The sequence below is a fragment of the Janthinobacterium sp. TND4EL3 genome, assembly GCF_900156175.1.
Taxonomy (GTDB): domain Bacteria; phylum Pseudomonadota; class Gammaproteobacteria; order Burkholderiales; family Burkholderiaceae_D; genus Janthinobacterium.
The window spans coordinates 210966-229564 of the sequence record NZ_FTMV01000009.1 but is presented as its reverse complement, the minus strand read 5'-3'; the positions used below and the strand labels follow the sequence as shown (position 1 = coordinate 229564).

General features: G+C 64.0%; 13 protein-coding genes. 7 read left to right on the top strand and 6 right to left on the bottom strand.

All coding sequences use genetic code 11. From position 1 onward, the window contains the following. Positions 1–20: 20 nt before the first annotated feature. The 3 genes from BXA07_RS16025 to BXA07_RS16015 are packed head-to-tail and all read right to left on the bottom strand — an operon-like array spanning position 21 to position 3449. On the bottom strand, positions 21–1364 hold the full coding sequence (locus BXA07_RS16025; protein WP_212592328.1) for a D-tagatose-bisphosphate aldolase, class II, non-catalytic subunit: 1344 nt from the start codon (positions 1362–1364) through the stop codon (positions 21–23). Further along, positions 1364–2326 carry an ROK family protein gene (locus BXA07_RS16020; RefSeq protein ID WP_076568890.1) on the bottom strand — a complete coding sequence of 321 codons (963 nt, stop codon included), beginning with the start codon at positions 2324–2326 and terminating at the stop codon, positions 1364–1366. The genes BXA07_RS16025 and BXA07_RS16020 overlap by 1 nt, the downstream gene beginning before the upstream one ends. After that, on the bottom strand, positions 2313–3449 hold the full coding sequence (locus BXA07_RS16015; RefSeq protein ID WP_076568889.1) for an AgaS family sugar isomerase: 1137 nt from the start codon (positions 3447–3449) through the stop codon (positions 2313–2315). Before BXA07_RS16015 ends, BXA07_RS16020 begins: the two co-directional genes overlap by 14 nt. A gap of 345 nt (positions 3450–3794) precedes the next feature. Here BXA07_RS16015 and BXA07_RS16010 point away from each other — a divergent pair, with 345 nt between their 5' ends. The 3 genes from BXA07_RS16010 (at position 3795) to BXA07_RS16005 (ending at position 10203) form a co-directional block, all read left to right on the top strand. Further along, positions 3795–7145: a TIM-barrel domain-containing protein gene (locus BXA07_RS16010; RefSeq protein ID WP_076568888.1), complete on the top strand. Its 3351-nt coding sequence runs from the start codon at positions 3795–3797 to the stop codon at positions 7143–7145. 97 nt (positions 7146–7242) lie between these two features. Continuing rightward, positions 7243–7827 (top strand): TonB-dependent receptor plug domain-containing protein, encoded by a 585-nt coding sequence (locus tag BXA07_RS31355; protein WP_244556300.1) that lies wholly within the window; start codon positions 7243–7245, stop codon positions 7825–7827. 6 nt (positions 7828–7833) lie between these two features. Continuing rightward, the gene (locus BXA07_RS16005; RefSeq protein WP_244556299.1) at positions 7834–10203 is read left to right on the top strand and encodes a TonB-dependent receptor domain-containing protein; all 2370 of its coding nucleotides are present in this window, start codon (positions 7834–7836) and stop codon (positions 10201–10203) included. Here BXA07_RS16005 and BXA07_RS31115 read toward each other — a convergent pair. Further along, on the bottom strand, positions 10200–10475 hold the full coding sequence (locus tag BXA07_RS31115) for a hypothetical protein (protein WP_212592319.1): 276 nt from the start codon (positions 10473–10475) through the stop codon (positions 10200–10202). The two genes, BXA07_RS16005 and BXA07_RS31115, sit on opposite strands and share 4 nt — an antisense overlap. 234 nt (positions 10476–10709) lie before the next feature. Between BXA07_RS31115 and BXA07_RS16000 the strand changes: the two genes are divergently transcribed. The 3 genes from BXA07_RS16000 (at position 10710) to BXA07_RS15990 (ending at position 16652) form a co-directional block, all read left to right on the top strand. Beyond that, positions 10710–13757: a TonB-dependent receptor gene (locus tag BXA07_RS16000; protein ID WP_076568887.1), complete on the top strand. Its 3048-nt coding sequence runs from the start codon at positions 10710–10712 to the stop codon at positions 13755–13757. A 66-nt stretch (positions 13758–13823) separates the two neighbouring features. Continuing rightward, the gene (locus BXA07_RS15995; protein ID WP_076568886.1) at positions 13824–15215 is read left to right on the top strand and encodes a Gfo/Idh/MocA family protein; all 1392 of its coding nucleotides are present in this window, start codon (positions 13824–13826) and stop codon (positions 15213–15215) included. 129 nt (positions 15216–15344) lie between these two features. Next, positions 15345–16652, top strand: a complete 1308-nt coding sequence (locus BXA07_RS15990; protein ID WP_244556298.1) for a DUF3472 domain-containing protein — start codon at positions 15345–15347, stop codon at positions 16650–16652. Between the two features lie 10 nt (positions 16653–16662). On the opposite strand, the gene BXA07_RS15985 is transcribed toward BXA07_RS15990, so the two are convergent. Beyond that, the gene (locus BXA07_RS15985) at positions 16663–17175 is read right to left on the bottom strand and encodes a hypothetical protein (protein WP_076568885.1); all 513 of its coding nucleotides are present in this window, start codon (positions 17173–17175) and stop codon (positions 16663–16665) included. 269 nt (positions 17176–17444) lie between these two features. On the opposite strand from BXA07_RS15985, the gene BXA07_RS15980 reads away from it, so the two are divergent. Continuing rightward, a complete protein-coding gene (locus tag BXA07_RS15980; protein ID WP_139335609.1) occupies positions 17445–18086 on the top strand; it encodes a hypothetical protein in 642 nt (213 codons plus the stop codon). 111 nt (positions 18087–18197) lie between these two features. On the opposite strand, the gene BXA07_RS15975 is transcribed toward BXA07_RS15980, so the two are convergent. Further along, positions 18198–18575, bottom strand: coding sequence for a SirB2 family protein (locus tag BXA07_RS15975; protein WP_076568883.1), 378 nt, complete (start codon positions 18573–18575; stop codon positions 18198–18200). Between the last annotated feature and the right edge of the window lie 24 nt (positions 18576–18599).

The window sequence follows — 18599 nt, the reverse complement described above, 5'->3', positions numbered from 1 at the left end:
TAAAAGTGAAAATACCGAGCTTAACAGATTGCCGCTTCGGCAATGACGGCCACTGCCGCATTGCGGTTGCAGGCGCGCGCATATTGCGCCAGCAAGCTGCCGATCTTGTGCTCGATCAAGGCCGGCGCCTGCGCTGGCAGGCTGCCCTGCACCACGGCCGCATACTGTTCCGGCAAATGCTGGCTCAGCAGCGGCAGCGGAATCGCCACGGCATCGAGGTTGGCCAGCAGCTTGCCGACGGCGGCAGCCACTTCCGGCTCGCCCCAGTAATAGCGGCAGCGGTCGCTCAAGCCGTAGCGGCGCATCAATCGCTGTTCTTCCGGCGTGCCCAGGTAATGCTTGATCCAGTTCTTCGGCTTGGCCACCATGACGTCGTCGAGCACCTGCATCAGCTGCGAGGTGGCGTGCGCCGGCAGCAGTTCTTCCTCGATCTGGCACAGGGCGAACAGCGCCTCGCGCAGGGCGAAGGTGGCGGCCGGGCCCACTTTCAGGATGGCGAAATGGTCGCGCACCATGGCGTGCAGGGCGGACTCGCGCTGGTAGTCGGTCGAGTGGGCTTCGAACACGAGGCCCGGCTGCTCGGCCACGAAGGCCGACAGTTCGGCGGCGGCCTCCGCGTCGTAGTGCTGGATGCTGCTCTGGTCGAAATCGACGCCCGGCTGCACCACCATGGCGATGACGCGGCGCCAGGCGTCGTGCAGGCCGTTGTCGAGGAAGGCGCGGCAATGCACGTCCAGCGTGCGGCGCGCGGCCTGCGGGCTGGTGACGGCGCCGGCCTGCGCCAACGACGCTTCGCCGCCCGGAATCGGCACTTCCGTGCCGATCACGTAGACGGGCGGCGCGAAGCCGGCGGCCGCGGCCGCCGCTTCGGCGACGATGCACAGGCGCGCCGAACGGGCCGCCACGGTTTCATCGTCGAGCTGCAGGGGATCATCGGCACAGCGCATGCTGCAATCGAGGTGGATTTTATGGAAGCCGGCCGACGCATACGCGGCGATCAGCGTCTCGGCGTGGGCCATGGCGGTGGCCGCATCGAGGTGCTGCCAGGCGTTCGGGCCCAGGTGGTCGCCGCCCAGCACCAGGCGGCTGGCGGGGAAACCCTGTTCGCGGGCCAGTGCCAGCATGGTGTCGCGGAAAACGGCTGGTGTCATGCCCGTGTAGCCGCCGAACTGGTCGACCTGGTTCGACGTGGCCTCGACCAGCAACACGGTGTCGTACTCGCTGGCCACGCGCATGGCGGCGCGCAGCACGCTCGGGTGGCTGCAGCAGACGGCGTACAGGCCCACGCGCTCGCCGCGGCGGTGCGCCTTGATCACTTGCTGGATGGGCGACAGGGTAAAACCCGGGTTTTCCGCTTGCTTCATCATGTTGACGCCTTTATATGTTGTCGTATCAAAAGGGCCGCGCCGCGCGCGCCGCCGGCGTCGCCAAAGCGGGGCGGCAGGATGGGCGGCACGTGCACGCCGGGGAACAAATGGCGCTTCACGGCGGCCGGGAGCTTGTCGTACAGGTGCGGCAGCTTGGACAGGCCGCCGCCGAGCACGATGACGTGCGGGTCGTAGGCCAGTACCAGGCCGGCCAGGGCGTGGCCCAGCACGTCGAGGTGCACGGCCACCGTGCGCTGGGCAATGGCGTCGCCCATGTTGGCGCGGCCGATAATGGCCAGCGTGGCCAGCGCTTCTGTGCCTTCGCCGCCAAAATGCGCATACAACTTGCTCATGGCGGGGCCGGAGACGTAGCGTTCCAGGCAGCCCGTCTTGCCGCACGGGCAGGCGTAGTCGATCAAACCGTGCTGCGCCAGCAGGGTGGCGGGCAGGCTCCAGTGGCCCCATTCGCCGGCCACGCCGTTAAAGCCGCGCAGCAGCCGGCCGCCCACGCAATAGCCGCCGCCGGCGCCCGTGCCGAGGATGGCGCCGAACATGCTGGCGGCATGGTCGGCCGCGCCGCCCTGCGCTTCCGACAGGGCGAAACACTGGCAATCGTTGCCGATGGCGACTGGACGTTTTAAGGCCTGCTGCAGGGTCTGCGCCACCAGGCGGCCGTTCAGGGCCGGCACGTTGGAGCTCAGTTGCCGGCCGCTGGCGCTGTCGATCACGCCGGGTAAACCGATGCCGACAGGCGCCGTCGTGCCCAGCGCCGCGTCGCCGCGCGCCACCAGGTCGACGATCGCCTGCACGAAGGCGGCAAAATCGTCGCCCGGCGTGGCCACGCGCTCGCGGAACGCTTCCGTCAGCACGCCATCGTCGTCATGAAAGCCCACCAGCTCCATCTTGCTGCCGCCGATGTCGATGCCGTGATAACCGGCGGTGTGATTAGAATTGGTCATGGCCATAGATGGTGACGCCCTGCACGACACGGTTGACGATGCCGCCGGCAAATGGATTGTCGGGGCGCAGTTGCAGCAGCGCGGACTGGTGCAGCGCATATTGCTGCGCCATCAGCAGCCACAGCGGGGCCAGCCAGGCGTCGGGCCAGGCCGGCGCGTCGGCCGACAGGTCGCCGCCGATACCCACCGTCAGGCAGCGCTGCGCCACGCTGTCGCGCTGCAGTTCCTTCAATAGATCGTCTTCGTACTGGCGCGCCAGCGGCTTGCTGCTGCGCAGCAGGATCACCAGGGATTCCGTGGTAACGGCCGATTTCGGGCCGTGGCGAAAGCCCAGCGCGGTATTTGCCATCGCCATCACGCGGCCGCCCGTCAATTCCAGGATTTTCAGGGCCGCTTCCTTGGCCAGCGCTTCCAGCGGGCCGCTGCCCAGGTAGACCACGCGCTGTACCGGCTGCGAGCCCAGCTCCGCCACGGGAGCCGACCAGTTGCGCAAGGCGTCTTCGCCCAGCTGCGCCAGGGTGTCCAGGCGCGCCACGTCGACGTCCTTGCCCAGTACCGACAGGGCTGCCAGCAGCATGCTGCTAAAGCTGCTGGTCATGGCGAAGCCGCGGTCGCAGCTGCCTTGCGGCATCAGCAGGTTGTATGTATTGACATCGTTGGCGCCTTGGCGTGCCAGCTTGCCATCGGCGTTGCAGGTGATGTTCAGGAAGCGCGCGCCGGGCACGACCTGCCGCAGCAGTTCCACGGCCGCCAGGCTTTCCGGGCTGTCGCCGCTGCGGGCAAACGAGACGAGCAGGGTGGGCGCATCCGCTTCCAGGTACAGCTCATGGTGCGTCAGCAGGGTGGTGGTGGCGATGGCGCGGATCTGCGCTGGCCAGGCCGCGTTCAGGGTGTCGACGACGATTTCGCCCACATAGGCCGAGCTGCCGGCGCCCGTCAGGATGACGCGCTGCTGCGGATTGGACAGCGCGTCGCCCAGGAAGGCAGCCAGGCTGGCTTGCTCCTTGCGCAAAATGCCGGCCAGCGCGCGCCAGATGGCGGGCTGGTGGGCGATTTCCTCGGCCGTGTGCAGGCCGCCGATGTCGCGCCAGGTTTGAATGTCACGCTGAAGAAGGGTAGTCATGAGAGGTCAGTAAAGTGTTTGTTGGAGAAAGCATAAATACTAAATTTCGAAAAGTCAAATACGAAAGTAAAACGAAAGTAAATACTTGTGTGGCTTGCGAAATAATGTCGTTTTAACGGGCTTCAGGCGTGCTGCAGTGCAGCGCAAAAGCCCGTGGCTGCGCGGCTTGTCGCTGAAATGCCACGATAACGAAAGTATGTTTTGTGACATTTTGGTGAAACGTAAGATAAATGCGCCAATTTTGGGCATTTTATTAATAAATTGACGCTTTAACTTTCTTTTGGTTGACGATATTTATTTTTCTTCTTAAAGTATTTCCATCACTTCGATCCTGAAAGCCGTCTGATGAAACCTCTCCCGCTTCCCCGCCGCGCCCTTGCCGCCTGCGTTCTCGCCGCCCTTGCCACCTTGGCCGCCCCTGGCCTGCAGGCCGCGCCCATCGGCAATCTGCAGAGCCTGTCCGCCGTGCATCCAGCCGACGTGGCCAAGGGCGAGGGCCTGCGCTGGGACGTGCGCAGCGACACGGGCGTGCAGCTGCGTATCAGCCTGCCGCAGGCGGACGTGCTGCGCATCCAGGCGGGCGGCAAGGCAGGCTTGACGGGGCCGGGCGACAAGGCAGCGCCCATCGTCGTGGGCCAGCCGGCCGCGCAGGTGGCCTACCAGGTCAGCGAGCAGGCCGACCATATCGTGATCAGCACCGAAGTCCTGAGCCTGCGCATCGACCGCAAACCCTTGCGCTTTACCTTGTACCGCAAGGGCGATGCGGTGCCGCTGTGGCGCGAGGTGCAGCCGCTGTCGCTCGACGACAAGCAGGGCGTGCAGGTGCTGTCGAGCCAGCCGGGCGAGCGTTATTTCGGCGGCGGCCAGCAGAATGGACGCTTCGAATTCCGGGGCAAGCAGGTGCCCGTGTCGTATTCGGGCGGCTGGGAAGAGGGCGACCGTCCGAATCCCGCGCCATTTTTGATGAGTTCACGAGGCTGGGGCGTGTTGCGCAATACCTGGTCCGACGGTAATTACGATTTGCGCGACAGCCAGCAGATCTCGCTGCAGCACGCGGAAGGCCGCTTCGACGCGTATTTCTTCGTCGGCAAGGACCTGCGCGACGTCGTCGCCCGCTACACGGACTTGACGGGCCGCGCGCGCATGCTGCCCCGCTGGGCGCTCGAATACGGCGACGCCGATTGCTACAACGATGGCGACAACGTGAAAAAGCCCGGTTCCGTACCCAAAGGCTGGACGGACGGCCCCACGGGCAAGACGCCGGACGTGGTGGAAACCGTGGCGCGCCAGTACCGCGAACACGACATGCCGGGTGGCTGGATCCTGCCCAACGACGGTTACGGCTGCGGCTACACGAATCTGCCGGAAACGGTGAAGGGCCTGGCCGGCTATGGCTTTCGCACGGGCCTGTGGACGGAAAACGGCGTCGACAAGATCGCCTGGGAAGTGGGCCAGGCGGGCAGCCGCGTGCAAAAGCTGGACGTGGCGTGGACCGGCAAGGGATATCAATTTGCCATGGATGCGAACAAGTCGGCCTACGACGGCATCCTGAACAACTCCGACAGCCGGCCGTTTTTGTGGACGGTGATGGGCTGGGCCGGCATCCAGCGCTACGCCGTGGCGTGGACGGGCGACCAGAGCGCCAGCTGGGACTACATCCGCTGGCATATCCCGACCCTGATCGGCTCGGGCCTGTCCGGCCAGGCGTATGCGTCCGGCGACGTCGATGCCATCTTCGGCGGCAGCCCGGAAACCTATCTGCGCGACTTGCAGTGGAAGAGTTTTACGCCCGTCCTGATGGGCATGTCCGGCTGGGCCGCGGCCGAGCGCAAGCATCCGTGGTGGTTCGACGAGCCGTACCGCGACATCAACCGCCGCTATCTGAAGCTCAAGATGCGCTTGACGCCGTATATGTATACCCTGGTGCGCGAAGCGGAGCAATCGGGCGCGCCGCTGGTGCGCGGCCTGATGTGGGATTATCCGCAAGACCCGGCCGCCTACACGGAAGCCTACAAATACCAGTTCCTGCTGGGGCGTGACGTGCTGGTGGCGCCCGTCTATCGCAGCCAGGCCGTCAGCGGCGGCTGGCGCAAGGGCATTCATCTGCCGCAGGGCACGTGGTACGACTACTGGGATGGCCGCCAGGCCACGGCGGACGCCAAGGGACGGGACCTGGACCTGCAGGTGACCCTGGACAAGTTGCCGGTTTTTGTCCGCGCCGGCGCCATCCTGCCCATGTATCCGGAAATGCTGTACGACGGCCAGAAACCGAAGGACCAGCTCACGCTGGACGTTTATCCGCACGGCGACTCCGAGTACACGCTGTATGAAGACGATGGCAACACGCGCCAGTACCAGGGCGGCGCCTTCAGCCAGCAAGTCATCCGCATGCGCCAGACGGGCGCCGACGTGCAGGTCGACATCGGCGCCGTCGATGGCAGCTACCAGGGCCAGGAAGCGCGCCGCGGCTATGCGCTGCGCATGCTGGCGGGCCAGCGACCTGCCGCCGTCAAGGCGGGCGAACGGCTGCTCGCGGCATCCGCCGACCGCGCCGCCTACGACAAGGCGCTTGATGCCTGGTTCTTTGATCCTGCCGACCGCCAGGGCACCCTGCACGTGAAAGTGGCGGCGCAGGATATCCGCCAGCCCCTGGCCTTGCAGGTGGCCGGCGCGCTGGCCGTGGCGCGTATCGATGCCGACTTCCCGGCCGCCCCCGTGCCGGGCCGCGCCTTGCCGGCCGACGCCATGCAGGTGGTGGCGCGTCCTGCGGAAGAAAGCGGCTACCCGCTGGAAAACGCCTTCGACGGCAAGCCCGAGACGTGGTTCCGTACCGTGCGCAGCCCGTCCGTGAAAAGCGGTCCGCATGAATGGGTGATCGGCTTTACGGAACGCCGCCTGGTCGATGGCATCGAACTGGCGCCGCGCAACGACCAGCACTGGAAGCATGGCCAGGTGCGAGACTACGAAATCTACATCGGCGACAACAACGGCGAATGGGGCGCGGCGCTTGCGCGGGGCACCCTCAAGCTGGAACAGGGCAAGCAGACGATCAATTTCCCCGCCACGGCCGGGCGCTTGCTGCGCTTCCGCGTCATGAGCACGCAAAATCCGGAAGGCGATGGCGCAGCGTCCACCGACCCGATGGTCACGGCGGCGCAGGCCGGTCCTGTGGCGCGCGCGTTCGACGCGGCACTGGCGACCGACGTGGCGCCCGTGACCTTGTCCGAATTCCGCGTGCTCGAACACCGCGTTGCCGAAGGCGAGGAGGTGCAGCGCTACCTGTCGGACCTGGCGCTGCCGAAGACTGTCGCGAAAGACCGGCCGGCCGGAAAGGCCGCCGAAATGCGCATGAACGGGCTGTGGTTCCGCAAGGGCCTCGGCGTGGGGCCTGCCAGCCGCATCGACTTGCAACTGGCGGGCAACTGGAATCTGCTGCGCGCCGACCTGGGCGTGGACGATAGCTGCCGCAGCGCCGGCGGCTTGCAATTCCAGGTCTGGAGCGGCGAGCGGCTGCTGTATGACAGCGGCCTGGTCACGGCTCCCGGGGTGGTCAAGCCCGAAATCGACGTGCGCGGCCTGAGCCAGCTCAGTTTGCGCACCCTGGGCGCGCGCGGCGCCCGCCCGGCCCAGGTCTGCGGCAACTGGGCCAACGCCGTACTGACCGGCACGCAAGGCGCGACCGTCAAGCCGCGCTAACTACTTCAATCATTTCACTAACAAGGAGCCCCTCTTCGGACCGGGGAGGGGCTCTTGCAGCCTGCAACATCAATTACTTATAAAAAGGGAGACGAGCATGCATATGAAAAAAATGGTGGCCGCCATGGTGGCGGTCGGACTTGGCTCAACCGCGCTGGCGTCGACGGCGCTGGCAGCGGAGGAGGAAAAACTGGCGCGCGTCGAAGTGACGGGTTCCAGCCTGAAGCGCATCAACGCGGAAACGGCGTCGCCCGTGCAGGTGATCAACGCCAAGCAGATCGAAAACATGGGCGCGCTCACCTTGCTGCAAGTGCTCGACAACCTGCCCGCCGCCCGCCCGGCGCAGCAGGACTTCCGCTCGATGTTCACGGGCTCGGACGGCGGTTCGCAGGCGAACCTGCGCGGCATGGGCGCGCAGGGCACGCTGGTGCTGCTCAATGGCCGCCGCCTGTCGTTCTATGGTGCGCCGGCCGGCTTCCAGACCATGTTCGTCAATATCGACGCAATTCCGGCCGCCGCCATCGAGCGCATGGAGATTTTGACGGATGGCGCGTCGGCCGTGTATGGCTCCGATGCCGTGGCCGGCGTCATCAACGTGATCACCAAAAAGTCCTACCAGGGCCTGGAAGCGCGCGCCAACGGGGAGTTTTCGCCCAGCGTGAAGGCCTATGGCGAGCGTTAGGCCAGCGTGCTGTATGGCATGGGCGACCTGGCCAGCGACGGCTACAACATCTATGGTTCCGTCAACGTCTACCAGCGCGACCGCATCGCGCTGGCCGACACCTGGCAGAAGCGCCCATCATATTTCTATGTTAATAATCCCAATTTCATCCCCAACATGCGCGTGGGCGTCGGCAGCGAGCCGGGCGTGATGAACCCGGGGACCTTCTTTGTCTTCGACAAGGCCAACAACAATGCCCGCACCCAGCGCGCCGCGCCGGGCTGCAACAACAGCATCACCGAGGCGTCGGGCACGCGCTGCGTATGGAATGCGCTGCCCAACCAGCTCGACACGGGCCCCACCTCGGAGCGCGCCACGGCCTACCTGAGCGGCCGGCTGAAACTGGGCGGCGACCTGGAAGCGTTCGCGGAAGGTGCGTTCACCCACATCAAGATGCGCGGCGAGAATGGCCCGTCCAGCTTCAACAGCGGCAGCACGAACAACTGGTTCGCGCGCAATACGGGCACGACCCTGAACACCTTCGCCACGCCTTTCCTGAGCCCGAACAACGTCTACCTGAAGGGCAAGCTCGATGCCGACATGGTGGCCAAGATGGGCGGCGCGGCAGGCCTGAACTATCTGCTGCAGGATGCGACGGGCCATTTCGGCCAGAAGAATGTCGATGAAAACTACCGCGCGCTCGTCGGCCTGCGCGGCAGCATCGGCGGCGGCTGGGATTTTGAAACGGCGCTCAGCGTGGCGGGCAGCCATTCCACGCTGTTCCAGACGGCGAACCTGAATATCAATGGCTTCAAGCAGGCGTTCGGCCCGTTCACGAAAGATCCCGTCAGCGGCCGCACATATATCTCCGACAATCCTGCCTACAAGTTCGGCGAAATCAGCGAGGCCAATGCGGCGCTGCTGCGCGCCGCCTACCCGACCTTTGCCATCGAATCCTGGACCAAATTGATGACCTGGGACGCGAAGCTGGAAGGCACGCTGTTCAAGCTGGGCGGGCGCGAAGTGCGTGCCGCCGTGGGCACCAACGTCATGCGCGAAAGCTTCCTCACACCCGGCAACGCGGACGCGGCCAATGGCCTGATCACGCAGCAGGGCGGTTCCTGGTTCGACGGCAAGCGCACCATCGCCGCCGTGTTTGGCGAAGTGGTGCTGCCGCTTTCCGACACACTGGAAGTCAATGCGGCCGCGCGCCTGGACAAATACCCGCATTTTTCGGCCAACCTGGCGCCCAAGCTGGGCGTGATCTGGCGCGCGCGGCCCGACCTGATGCTGCGCGGGACGTATTCGGAAGGCTTCCGCGCGCCCAACCTGGCTGAATCGGGCTCGGGCGGCGTGTTTGCCCAGGTGGGCGGCATCCGCGACACGGTGCGCTGCGATGAAACGAATGCGATGGCGCGCGCCCTGATGAAGTCCACCGTGGCGACGGATGCGGACCTGGGCAAGAGCCTGCTCAATTCGAACTGCTCGACGACGGTGGGCGGCCTGACGCCGCCGAACCAGAACCTGCGTCCGGAAAAGGCCAAGATTTCGACCGTGGGCCTGGTGCTGCAGCCGGCCAAGGACGTGAGCATCTCCATCGATTACTGGTTCATCAACCGCCGCGACGAGATCGTGCGCCAGGACTTCAACGAGCTGTTTACGGAACTGGTGGACAAGTACGGCCCGACCCTGGCCGGTACATCGAGCGCCATCCGCAACGACTTGACGGACACGGACCGGGGCAATATGGCGGCGGTGGCAGCCATGTGCGCCAATCCGGCCAACGCGGGCGTGTGCGCGGGCGGCGTGCCGAAGTATTCCGTGGGCAACCTGGGCGGCTTGATCAACTCGTATTCGAACCGCGGCCGCACCCTGATGGACGGCGTGGACATCGACGCGCGCACGCGCTTTGCGCTCGGCGACTGGGGCAAGCTGAGTACCGGCATCGCCGCCACCATCCGCAAGCGCGATACCCATGACGGCGAAGACGGCAGCGACATCAAGGGCAATACCGTCGGCTACTACGATTCGCCGCGCTACCGCGCCACAGTCAATGCGGACTGGAGCTACCGCAACTTCGTCAGCAGCGTCTTCATCAACTACTCGGGCAAGACGCGCTGGGCCTACGGCCCCTGGGACAAGGACAACACGCCGGAAAACTGCACCGCCGCCTCGGTATCACTGCCGGCCGGCCAGTGCAAGGGCGCACCGTCGTACACGACGGTGAACCTGGCGTTCAGCTGGAAGCCGTTCAAGAACCTGGACGTGGGCCTGAACGTGAAGAACGCGTTCAACAAGCAGCCCTACTACGACCCGAACGGCTGGGAAGGCTACAACCATAGCCAGGACCTGTTCGGCCGCCAGTTTGCGCTCTCGGCCAGCTACAAGTTCTTTTAAAACATGACAATGTCCCGGCCTGCCAGTGCACTCGGCATGGTTGCCGGCCGGGGTATTGCCATAAAAAGAAAAAGACAATATTCCGAAATGCCCGATACGAAAGATAAACGTAAGTGAAAGGCGATTTCCCTGTCGTCTTTCGCGTTTCTTCTCCCGATTGCTGGGCGAATTGCGCCCTCCTGACTGCCTCCTGCCATGCGCGTGTAGCTGCCACACCACGATAACGAAAGCTGGTTGACGCAACGCTCATTAAATCGAAAGATAAATTGCATTTATTTGCTCGTTTTAGCGATAAATTTGCGGTTTAACTTTCTTTTTATTGACGATACTTATTTTTCTTTTTAAAGTGATCCCAAGAAAACGAAAATCAGCCGATACGGACTGATTTCCCGGAAGGGACGGCTGCCTGGCTTTACCTTCCGACGCTCACCATAAAAATTGCATTCCCCGGCTTCTCCCTGGAGCGGGGAGGGCGCGTATAACCCTCGATATAGACGGAGAGACACATGCATACCACCCGACTCAAATTGCGCGACATCAGCCGCGCCGCCGCGATCGTGATCGCACTGGCGGCCGGCGTGCCGGGCCAGGCCTGGGCGCAGTCGAACGCCACCAGCACCATTTTCGGCGAAGTGAGCGCGCCGGCCGGCGCCACCGTGGTGCTGGAAAACCTGGCGACGGGCGTGCAGCGCAGCCTGACGCCCGACGCGGCGGGCCGCTATGTGGCCAACTCCATGCCGCCGGGCCGCTATGCGGTGCGCGTGCTGCGCGCCGGTTCGGTGGCAGCGTCGCAGGAAGTCGAAGCCTTGATCGGCGCGGGCGCCGAAGCGAATTTCGGCCCGGCCAGCGCGACTGGCCCAGTGGGGCAGGAACAGACCGTCGTGGTGAAGGCATCGCGCAATCCGATCGACGTGTCGAACACGAACAATGGCGTGATCTTTACGGCCAAGGAATTGAAGGCGCTGCCAGTCGGCAATGACGTGGCCTCCATCGTGCAGCTGACCCCGGGCGTGGCGCGGGGCACCAACAGCGTGTATGGCAATGCGCCATCGATCGGCGGCTCGGGCCAGTCGGAAAACGCGTTCTATGTCAACGGCTTCCCCATCACTAATCTCCTGACCCAGGTGGGCGCGTCGGAGCTGCCGTTCGGCGCGATCTCCAACCTGCAGGTGCTGTCGGGCGGCTATGGTTCGGAATTCGGCCGCTCCACGGGCGGCGTGATCAATATCACCACCAAGAGCGGCGGCAACAAGGTCGAATTCGGCGGCAAGGTCTCCATCATCCCCCGCGCGCTGAAGGGCACGACGGAAAACCGGTATTACCCGAACACGGGCGCCAATCCGGAGACGGATGGCACTTTGAAGTACTGGAACCGCGATAACGGCAGCACCAGCAAGGTCGTCGGCTTGTACGGCAGCGGACCGCTGATCAAGAACAAGCTGTTCGCCTTCGTGGCGCTGGAACAGACGCGCACGGACGGCGGCGCCGTCGCCGGTGCGCGCGACGACCTGGTGGACAAGGTGCTGCCGAACGGCTGGCGCGAGAGCAAGAGCAAGGTTGACCGCATGATGGCCAAGCTGGACTACAACCTGACGGACGACCATCACTTTGAATATACCAAGCTGTATGACCGCACGACTACGGACAGCCAGAGCTATGGTTTCGACTATGCCACCTTGAAACGCAACAACGTGCCTGGTGGCGGCAGCGAGACCACCATCAACTGCTGCGGTTCGTCGGCCGCGCCGGGCGCGAATGTCGACATCTTCAAGTACACGGGCTACCTGACGGATAACCTGACGGTGACGGCGATGATGGGGCAGTCGCGCACTTCGCACCGCCGTACCCCGGAAGGCTACAATCCGCTGCTGGCGCAAACGTCGTCGAATGAATCGACCCAGGTGCCTGGCCTGACGTACACCAATCCGCAAACGGTGACCGGTACTCTGGTCGATCCGTCGTCGGAAGACCGCCAGAAGGCCAAGCGCCTGGACCTGGAATACAAGCTGGGCAAGCATTCGCTGCGCGGCGGCATCGACCGCATCGACGTGGAATCGAAGGTGGGCCTGAGCCTGGCCGGCGGCTACCGCTGGAGGTACGAGAAGGTCAAGGATCCGACGCTCCTGATCAACGGCGCCTTTGAAACGCCGGCACAGGGTAACGGCTACGGCAAGGATGGCTATTACGTCAGCAAGGAATTGAACGCCAACCTGGCGCGTCCGACCAGCGTGCAATCGGCGCAGTACATTCAGGATCACTACCAGGTCACGGAACGAGTGCTGCTGGACCTGGGCCTGCGCCGCGAACAGTTCACCAACTACAGCACCGATGGCGTGGCCTTCATTTCACAGCGCAACATGATCGCCCCGCGCGTGGGCGCCACCTGGGATTACCTGGGCGACGGCACCCTGAAATTCTTCGCCAATGGCGGCCGTTACCACTTGCCGGTGCCGTCGAATTTGTCGAGCAACATGGCCAGCCCCTTCCTGGCCACCAGCGAGATGTTCACCTACACGGGCGTCGATCCCGTCACGGGCGCGCCGACGGGCCTGCACGCCATCAGCAAGCCGTATTCGGCCAACAACGCGTATGGACAGAGCCGCGATGCGCGCGAAGTGACGGCCATCGGCTTGAAACCGCTGTCGCAGGATGAATTCTCGCTGGGCTTCGAACGCGCCCTGAGCAAGAAGCTGGTGGTGGGCGCCAGCTTCCTGTACCGCAAGCTGAACGACACCAACGACGACAGCTGCGACGAGCGTCCGCTGCAAGCCTGGGCCACGCGCAACGGCGTCGATACGGGCAACTGGAGCGGCTTCCAGTGCGCCATCATCAACCCGGGCCGCGACAACAGCCTGATGGTGGACTTTGACGATGGCAAGGGCTTGCGCCGCGTGGATATTTCGGCGGCGGAGTGGGGCAACCCGCTGCCATCGCGCACCTACCGCGCCTTGAACATGTTCATCGAGCACCCGTACACGAATGGCTGGTACGGCAAGCTGACCTACACCTTGTCCGGCCTGAAGGGCAATATGGAAGGCCAGACGGACAGCATCGGCGGCGGCGACGTGGGCCTGACGGTCAGCGACGACCACAAGGAATTGATGTACAACGCGTATGGCTACCTGCCGGGCGACCACCGCCACGCCTTCAAGGCCTACGGCTTCATGCAGCTCATCCCGGACGTGATGGTGGGCGCCAACCTGTCGCTGATCTCGGGTGCGCCGCGCAACTGCATCGGCGCGCTGCCCGATAACCTGAAGTTCGAGAACAATTACGGCGATTCCTACTTCTACTGCAATGGCAAGCCGGCGCCGCGCGGCAGCCAGGGCCGCCTGCCATGGCAAGCCCAGCTGGACATGAATGTGGCCTATACTCCCAGCGCCGTCAAAGGCCTGAGCCTGAAAGTGGACGTGTTCAATGTGTTCAACAGCCAGACCGTGACCCGTTACACCGAAACGCGCGAAGACCATGGCGCCATCTCCCGCAATTACCTGCAGGTCGATGGACGCACGGCGCCGCGTTCCGTGCGCTTCACGGCGGAATACACCTATTAACCGCATGCCGGCCTGCCTTGCGGCGGGCCGGTGACCATGATTACCAACGGAAGTGAGAAGAGACCAATGACGACACAATTCAATCGCCGCAATTTCCTGTCCGCCAGCGCCGCGCTGGCCGGTGGCGCCATGGCCGGCAGCGCACTGCTGCCTGGTGAAGCCGCTGCCGCTCCCGCCGCCGGCCGCGACAAGGTCCGCCTGGGCCTGATCGGCACGGGCATGCGCGGGCAGGTGCTGCTGGCCGAACTGGTGCGCCGCGACGACGTGGAAGTGGTCGCCCTGTGCGATATCGAGCCGATCATGCTGAAACACGCGCTGGGCCAGGTGGACAAAGCCGGCAAGCCGCGTCCGCGCACGTATGGCGAAGACCGCGACCAGAAAGCCTACAAGCGCATGCTGGACGCGGGCGGCCTCGATGGCGTGATCATCGCCACGCCATGGGAGTTCCATGCGCCGATGGCGATTGCCGCCATGCAGGCGAAGATCGCCGTCGGCTGCGAAGTGGTGGCCGGCATCACCCTGCAAGACCACTGGGATGTGCTCAACACCCAGCTGAAGACGGGCACGCCCTACATGTTGCTGGAAAACGTGTGCTACCGCCGTGACGTGATGGCGGCGCTGCAGATGGTGCGCGCGGGCCTGTTCGGCGAACTGCTGCACCTGCAGGGCGGCTACCAGCATGATCTGCGCGCCGTGAAATTCAACAGCGGCAATCCCGCCAAGCCGTATGGCGGCGGCGTGGAATTCGGAGAGAAGGGCTGGTCGGAAGCCCATTGGCGCACGCAGCACTCGGTCGACCGAAACGGCGAACTGTATCCGAGCCACGGCATCGGCCCCTGCGCCATGTATACCAACATCAACCGCGGCAACCGCTTTACGCGCATTAACGCCTTCGCCACCAAGGCGCGCGGCCTGCACGACTACATCGTCAAGCAGCCGGGCGGCGCGCAGCATGCGAACGCCAAGGTGAAGTTCAAGCTGGGCGACGTCGTCACCACCACGCTGGCGTGTGAAAACGGCGAAACCATCATCCTGCAGCACGACACGAGCCTGCCGCGCCCGTATTCGCTGGGCTTCCGCGTGCAAGGCACGGACGGCCTGTGGATGGACCTGAACAATTCCATCCATATCGAAGGCGTCAGCAAGCCGCACCAGTGGGACGACTTCAAGGCTTACCAGGACAAGTATGAACACCCCGTCTGGCGCAAGTATGCGGCGCAAGCCGAAGGCGCGGGCCACGGCGGCATGGACTTCTTCGTCATCCACGCCTTTGTCGAAGCACTCAAGGCCAACGCGCCGATGCCGATCGATATCTACGATGCCGTGACGTGGAGCGCCATCACGCCGCTGTCCGAGCAATCGATCGCCGCCAACTTCCAGACCCTGGACTTCCCGGACTTCACGGGCGGGCAGTGGAAATCGCGCAAGCCGATCTTCGCCCTCGACGGCAAGTACTAAGCCTTAACGACCCGCTACCGCACCAGTTGCCGTAGCGGGTTTTTTCTTGCCCGATCCGTTTTTCAACCGCGGCGCAGGCGCGCAGGTCCCTGTTCGCCCGCCGCAAAGACTCACCACCAGGAGACGTTGATGAAACACAGAAGTTCATTGCTCTTTGCATTCCTTCCCGCCATGCCGATACTGCTGGCGGCCTGCGGCGGCGCCACCGCCACCGGCTCGGGCGGCACCGCCTTGCTGGCCGCCACGGTGGCCGCGCCCGCCACATCTTCCACCGTGGAACTGGCCGGCAACGCCTTCATCACGAGCGGGAATGAGGGCGCCGTCATCAACGAGCGTGGCCTGGCCGGCTGGAGTAACCCCGCTGCCGTCGCCAGCACCTACTTCCGCGTGGCCGGGGCGGGGCCCGTGCAGGTGGCGCTTGACGCCAGCCTGGCCGATGGCGGCAACAGCACCATCCGCGTGAAGATCAACGGCACGCCGTTCGACGTCAAGCTGGCCGGCAAGGAACGCAAGACCTATGCCGTCGGCACGGTGAACGTGGCGGCAGCCGGCTATGTGAAGGTGGACTTGCAGGGACTGTCCCGGGTCAAGGCCACGTTCGGCGACGTCGCGGCGTTGAAGGTGACGTCGAACGCGGCGCTGGCCTACGCGAATGACCCTGCCAATTACTACTGGTCGCGGCGCGGACCGTCCGTGCACATGGGCTACACGGTGCCGGCCAATACCGAGTATTTTTATAACGAGATGACGATACCCAAGGGGCAGGATGCCATCGGCTCCTACTTCATGGCCAACGGCTTTGGCCAGGGCTACATGGGCATCCAGGTGAAATCGCCGAGCGAGCGCTGGATCTTGTTCTCCGTGTGGGATGCCGAAAATGGTGCGAAAACCACCCTGGTCAGCAAGGGCGCCGGCGTGGTCGACAATGCGTTCGGCGGCGAGGGCACGGGCGGCCAGACCTATCTGTCGTATAACTGGGCGGCCGGCACGACCTACCGTTTCATCACGCGCGCGCGGCCCGACGGCAATGGCGGCAGCGATTACTCGGCCTGGTTCTTTGCTCCGGAAACGGGCAAGTGGCGCTACATCGCCACCTGGAAGCGGCCGGCGATTTCCACGTACTTGACGGGCGTGCATTCCTTCCTCGAGAATTTCATCGATACCCTGGGCTACACGGAGCGCCGCGTCCAGTTCGGCAACCAGTGGGCGAGGAACGTTGCCGGTACCTGGTCGGAAGTGACGGGGGGGCGCTTCACGGGCGACGCCACGGCCACCAATGCGCAGCGCATGGATTACGCGGGCGGCGTGGAGAACGGCAAGTTCTACCTGCATAACGGCGGCTTCTTTGCCGACTATGTGAAAACCAGCCAGAACTTCACGCGCCCGGCCACGGGCCTGCCACCCGCCGTCGATGTGAATACCTTGCCGATGCAATAGGCGTGGGTTCCTAGCCCGGCCGCTTGCCCGCCATCGCTTCGATGCCGCGATAGTAGGTGAGCGGCCGGCCTATCGTCACGCCCATCAATGCCGCCGCCTGGATGATGTCGCTTGTATCGCGCCGGTACACGAGCAGCGCATCCATTTCGTCGGAGCCGTTGCCGTCGATCTGGATCAGCTCATAGCCGCCTTCGTCCACGGCGCGCTGCGCCAGTTCCGTATCGAGCCACTCGAAATAGGGCAGCGCGCTATTGTCACTGTCCTTGAGCAGTTCGTACGGGAAGTCGGGGAAGTCGTCGAACATGTCCTGTATCTGTTCGTGCAGCTCGTCGAGCTTGTCGCTCGACGCCATATAGCCGCCCAGCTGCGAGAGGATCTCCAGCGCATAGGCCTGGGCATCGCTGTCGATCCACTCGTCGCGCGGCGCGGAGGGCGCGGCGGTGATGGCGGCGACGGCTTCGTCGAGTTCCTCTCCTTCCAGCTCACCGCAGGTCAGCTTGGTCAGCAGTTCAGATAGCAGCATGGTTGCCTTTCAATGGGGCGGCATGGCCGGGATGGCCAGCTCGTGCATGATGTTGTTAATACTATCATCGTCGTGCAGCTTGCCGCGCTCTGCAGAAATCGTACTGTGCCCTTCGCCTACTTATCAACTAGACATTTTCTTGCCAAGCGGATACACTAAAAATATTCCCATGCGGAAATATTTTTCGATGCCCAGGCAGGCACAGGTGCGCTTGTCGCCCTTGGCCCATTACTCGTTACCCATTTTCTTCATTTCATCCAGGATCATCCATGTTTGTCCGAACCACCATGCTGCGCGCGCTGGCGTGCGCCGTCTTGCTGCCTGCGCTGTTGTCCGGCTGCGTCACTGGCCGCAATAGCGCGCCTGCGTTTACCTACACGACCCCCGACCCTGCCAAGGGCGTTGTCGTCGGCACCGTGTTCGAGCGCGCCGTCTTCGAGGCGCATGGCGCCAGATTCGGCATTGTCAGCAGCGACCTTGCCGCCAACAAGGACAAAGATCTGTGGTTATCCAGCCATGTTCCCGCCGGCCAGGTCTCCTTGCAGAATGTCGCGCCAAAAGTGCCTACGGGCAAGGGCAGCACTTTTGCGCTGCAGCTGACGCCGGGACGCTACCGCATCCTCATCTGGCTGCTTGACTATGGAAGCCGGTCCAAGTACTCCGAATCGTCGCCGAAGGCGATTGAGTTTGACGTCGTGGCTGGCAAGGTCATCTACCTGGGACGTCTGGATGCCAACCGTTTCCTGGAAGTGGCTTCGATACACGACAATTTCGAGGAAGATATCGTCTACCTGAAGAAGAATCCCTTGCTGGCCAATGCCAGCATCGAGAACAAGGCGCTCGAGGTGAGTGAATGGTGGCTAAAGGATGCCACAGGCAAGAAACTTCTGGAAAGAAACCGCGTCAACTAAGCACGTGCAGAGCGCGCCGCGCGCGTCACGGGCCTTCCTGACGACCATGGCCAAGGGCGTGCTTGGCAATCTGTACTGCCGGCGTCACCCTGCGCTACATTTTTTGATGCATCAGAGTGGCCAGGCCTGCTTGCTCACGGCCACGGCGACGATGTAGGCGAAGACCAGCACGGCGAGGGCGAAGGCGGCGCCGCGCACGGCCGGCGTCTTGCCCCGTTTCAGGGCGATGGTGCCCAGCACGATGTAGGCCAGCAGCGCGCACAGCTTGGCGGCCAGCCAGGGCTGGCTGCCCGGCGACTGGCCGCTCCACACGGCCAGGGCGATGGCGCTGGCCAGCAGGGCCGTGTCGATCAGGTGCGGCAGGATCTTTACCCAGCGCTGCTGCAAGGCGGGCGAGGCGCGCAGCATCCAGGCGCCGCGCAAGAGGAACAGTGCGCCGCTGGCGGCGGCGCAGCCCATGTGGACATGCTTGATGCTCAGATAATCCATGCGTGATGTGAGGGGCGTGATTGA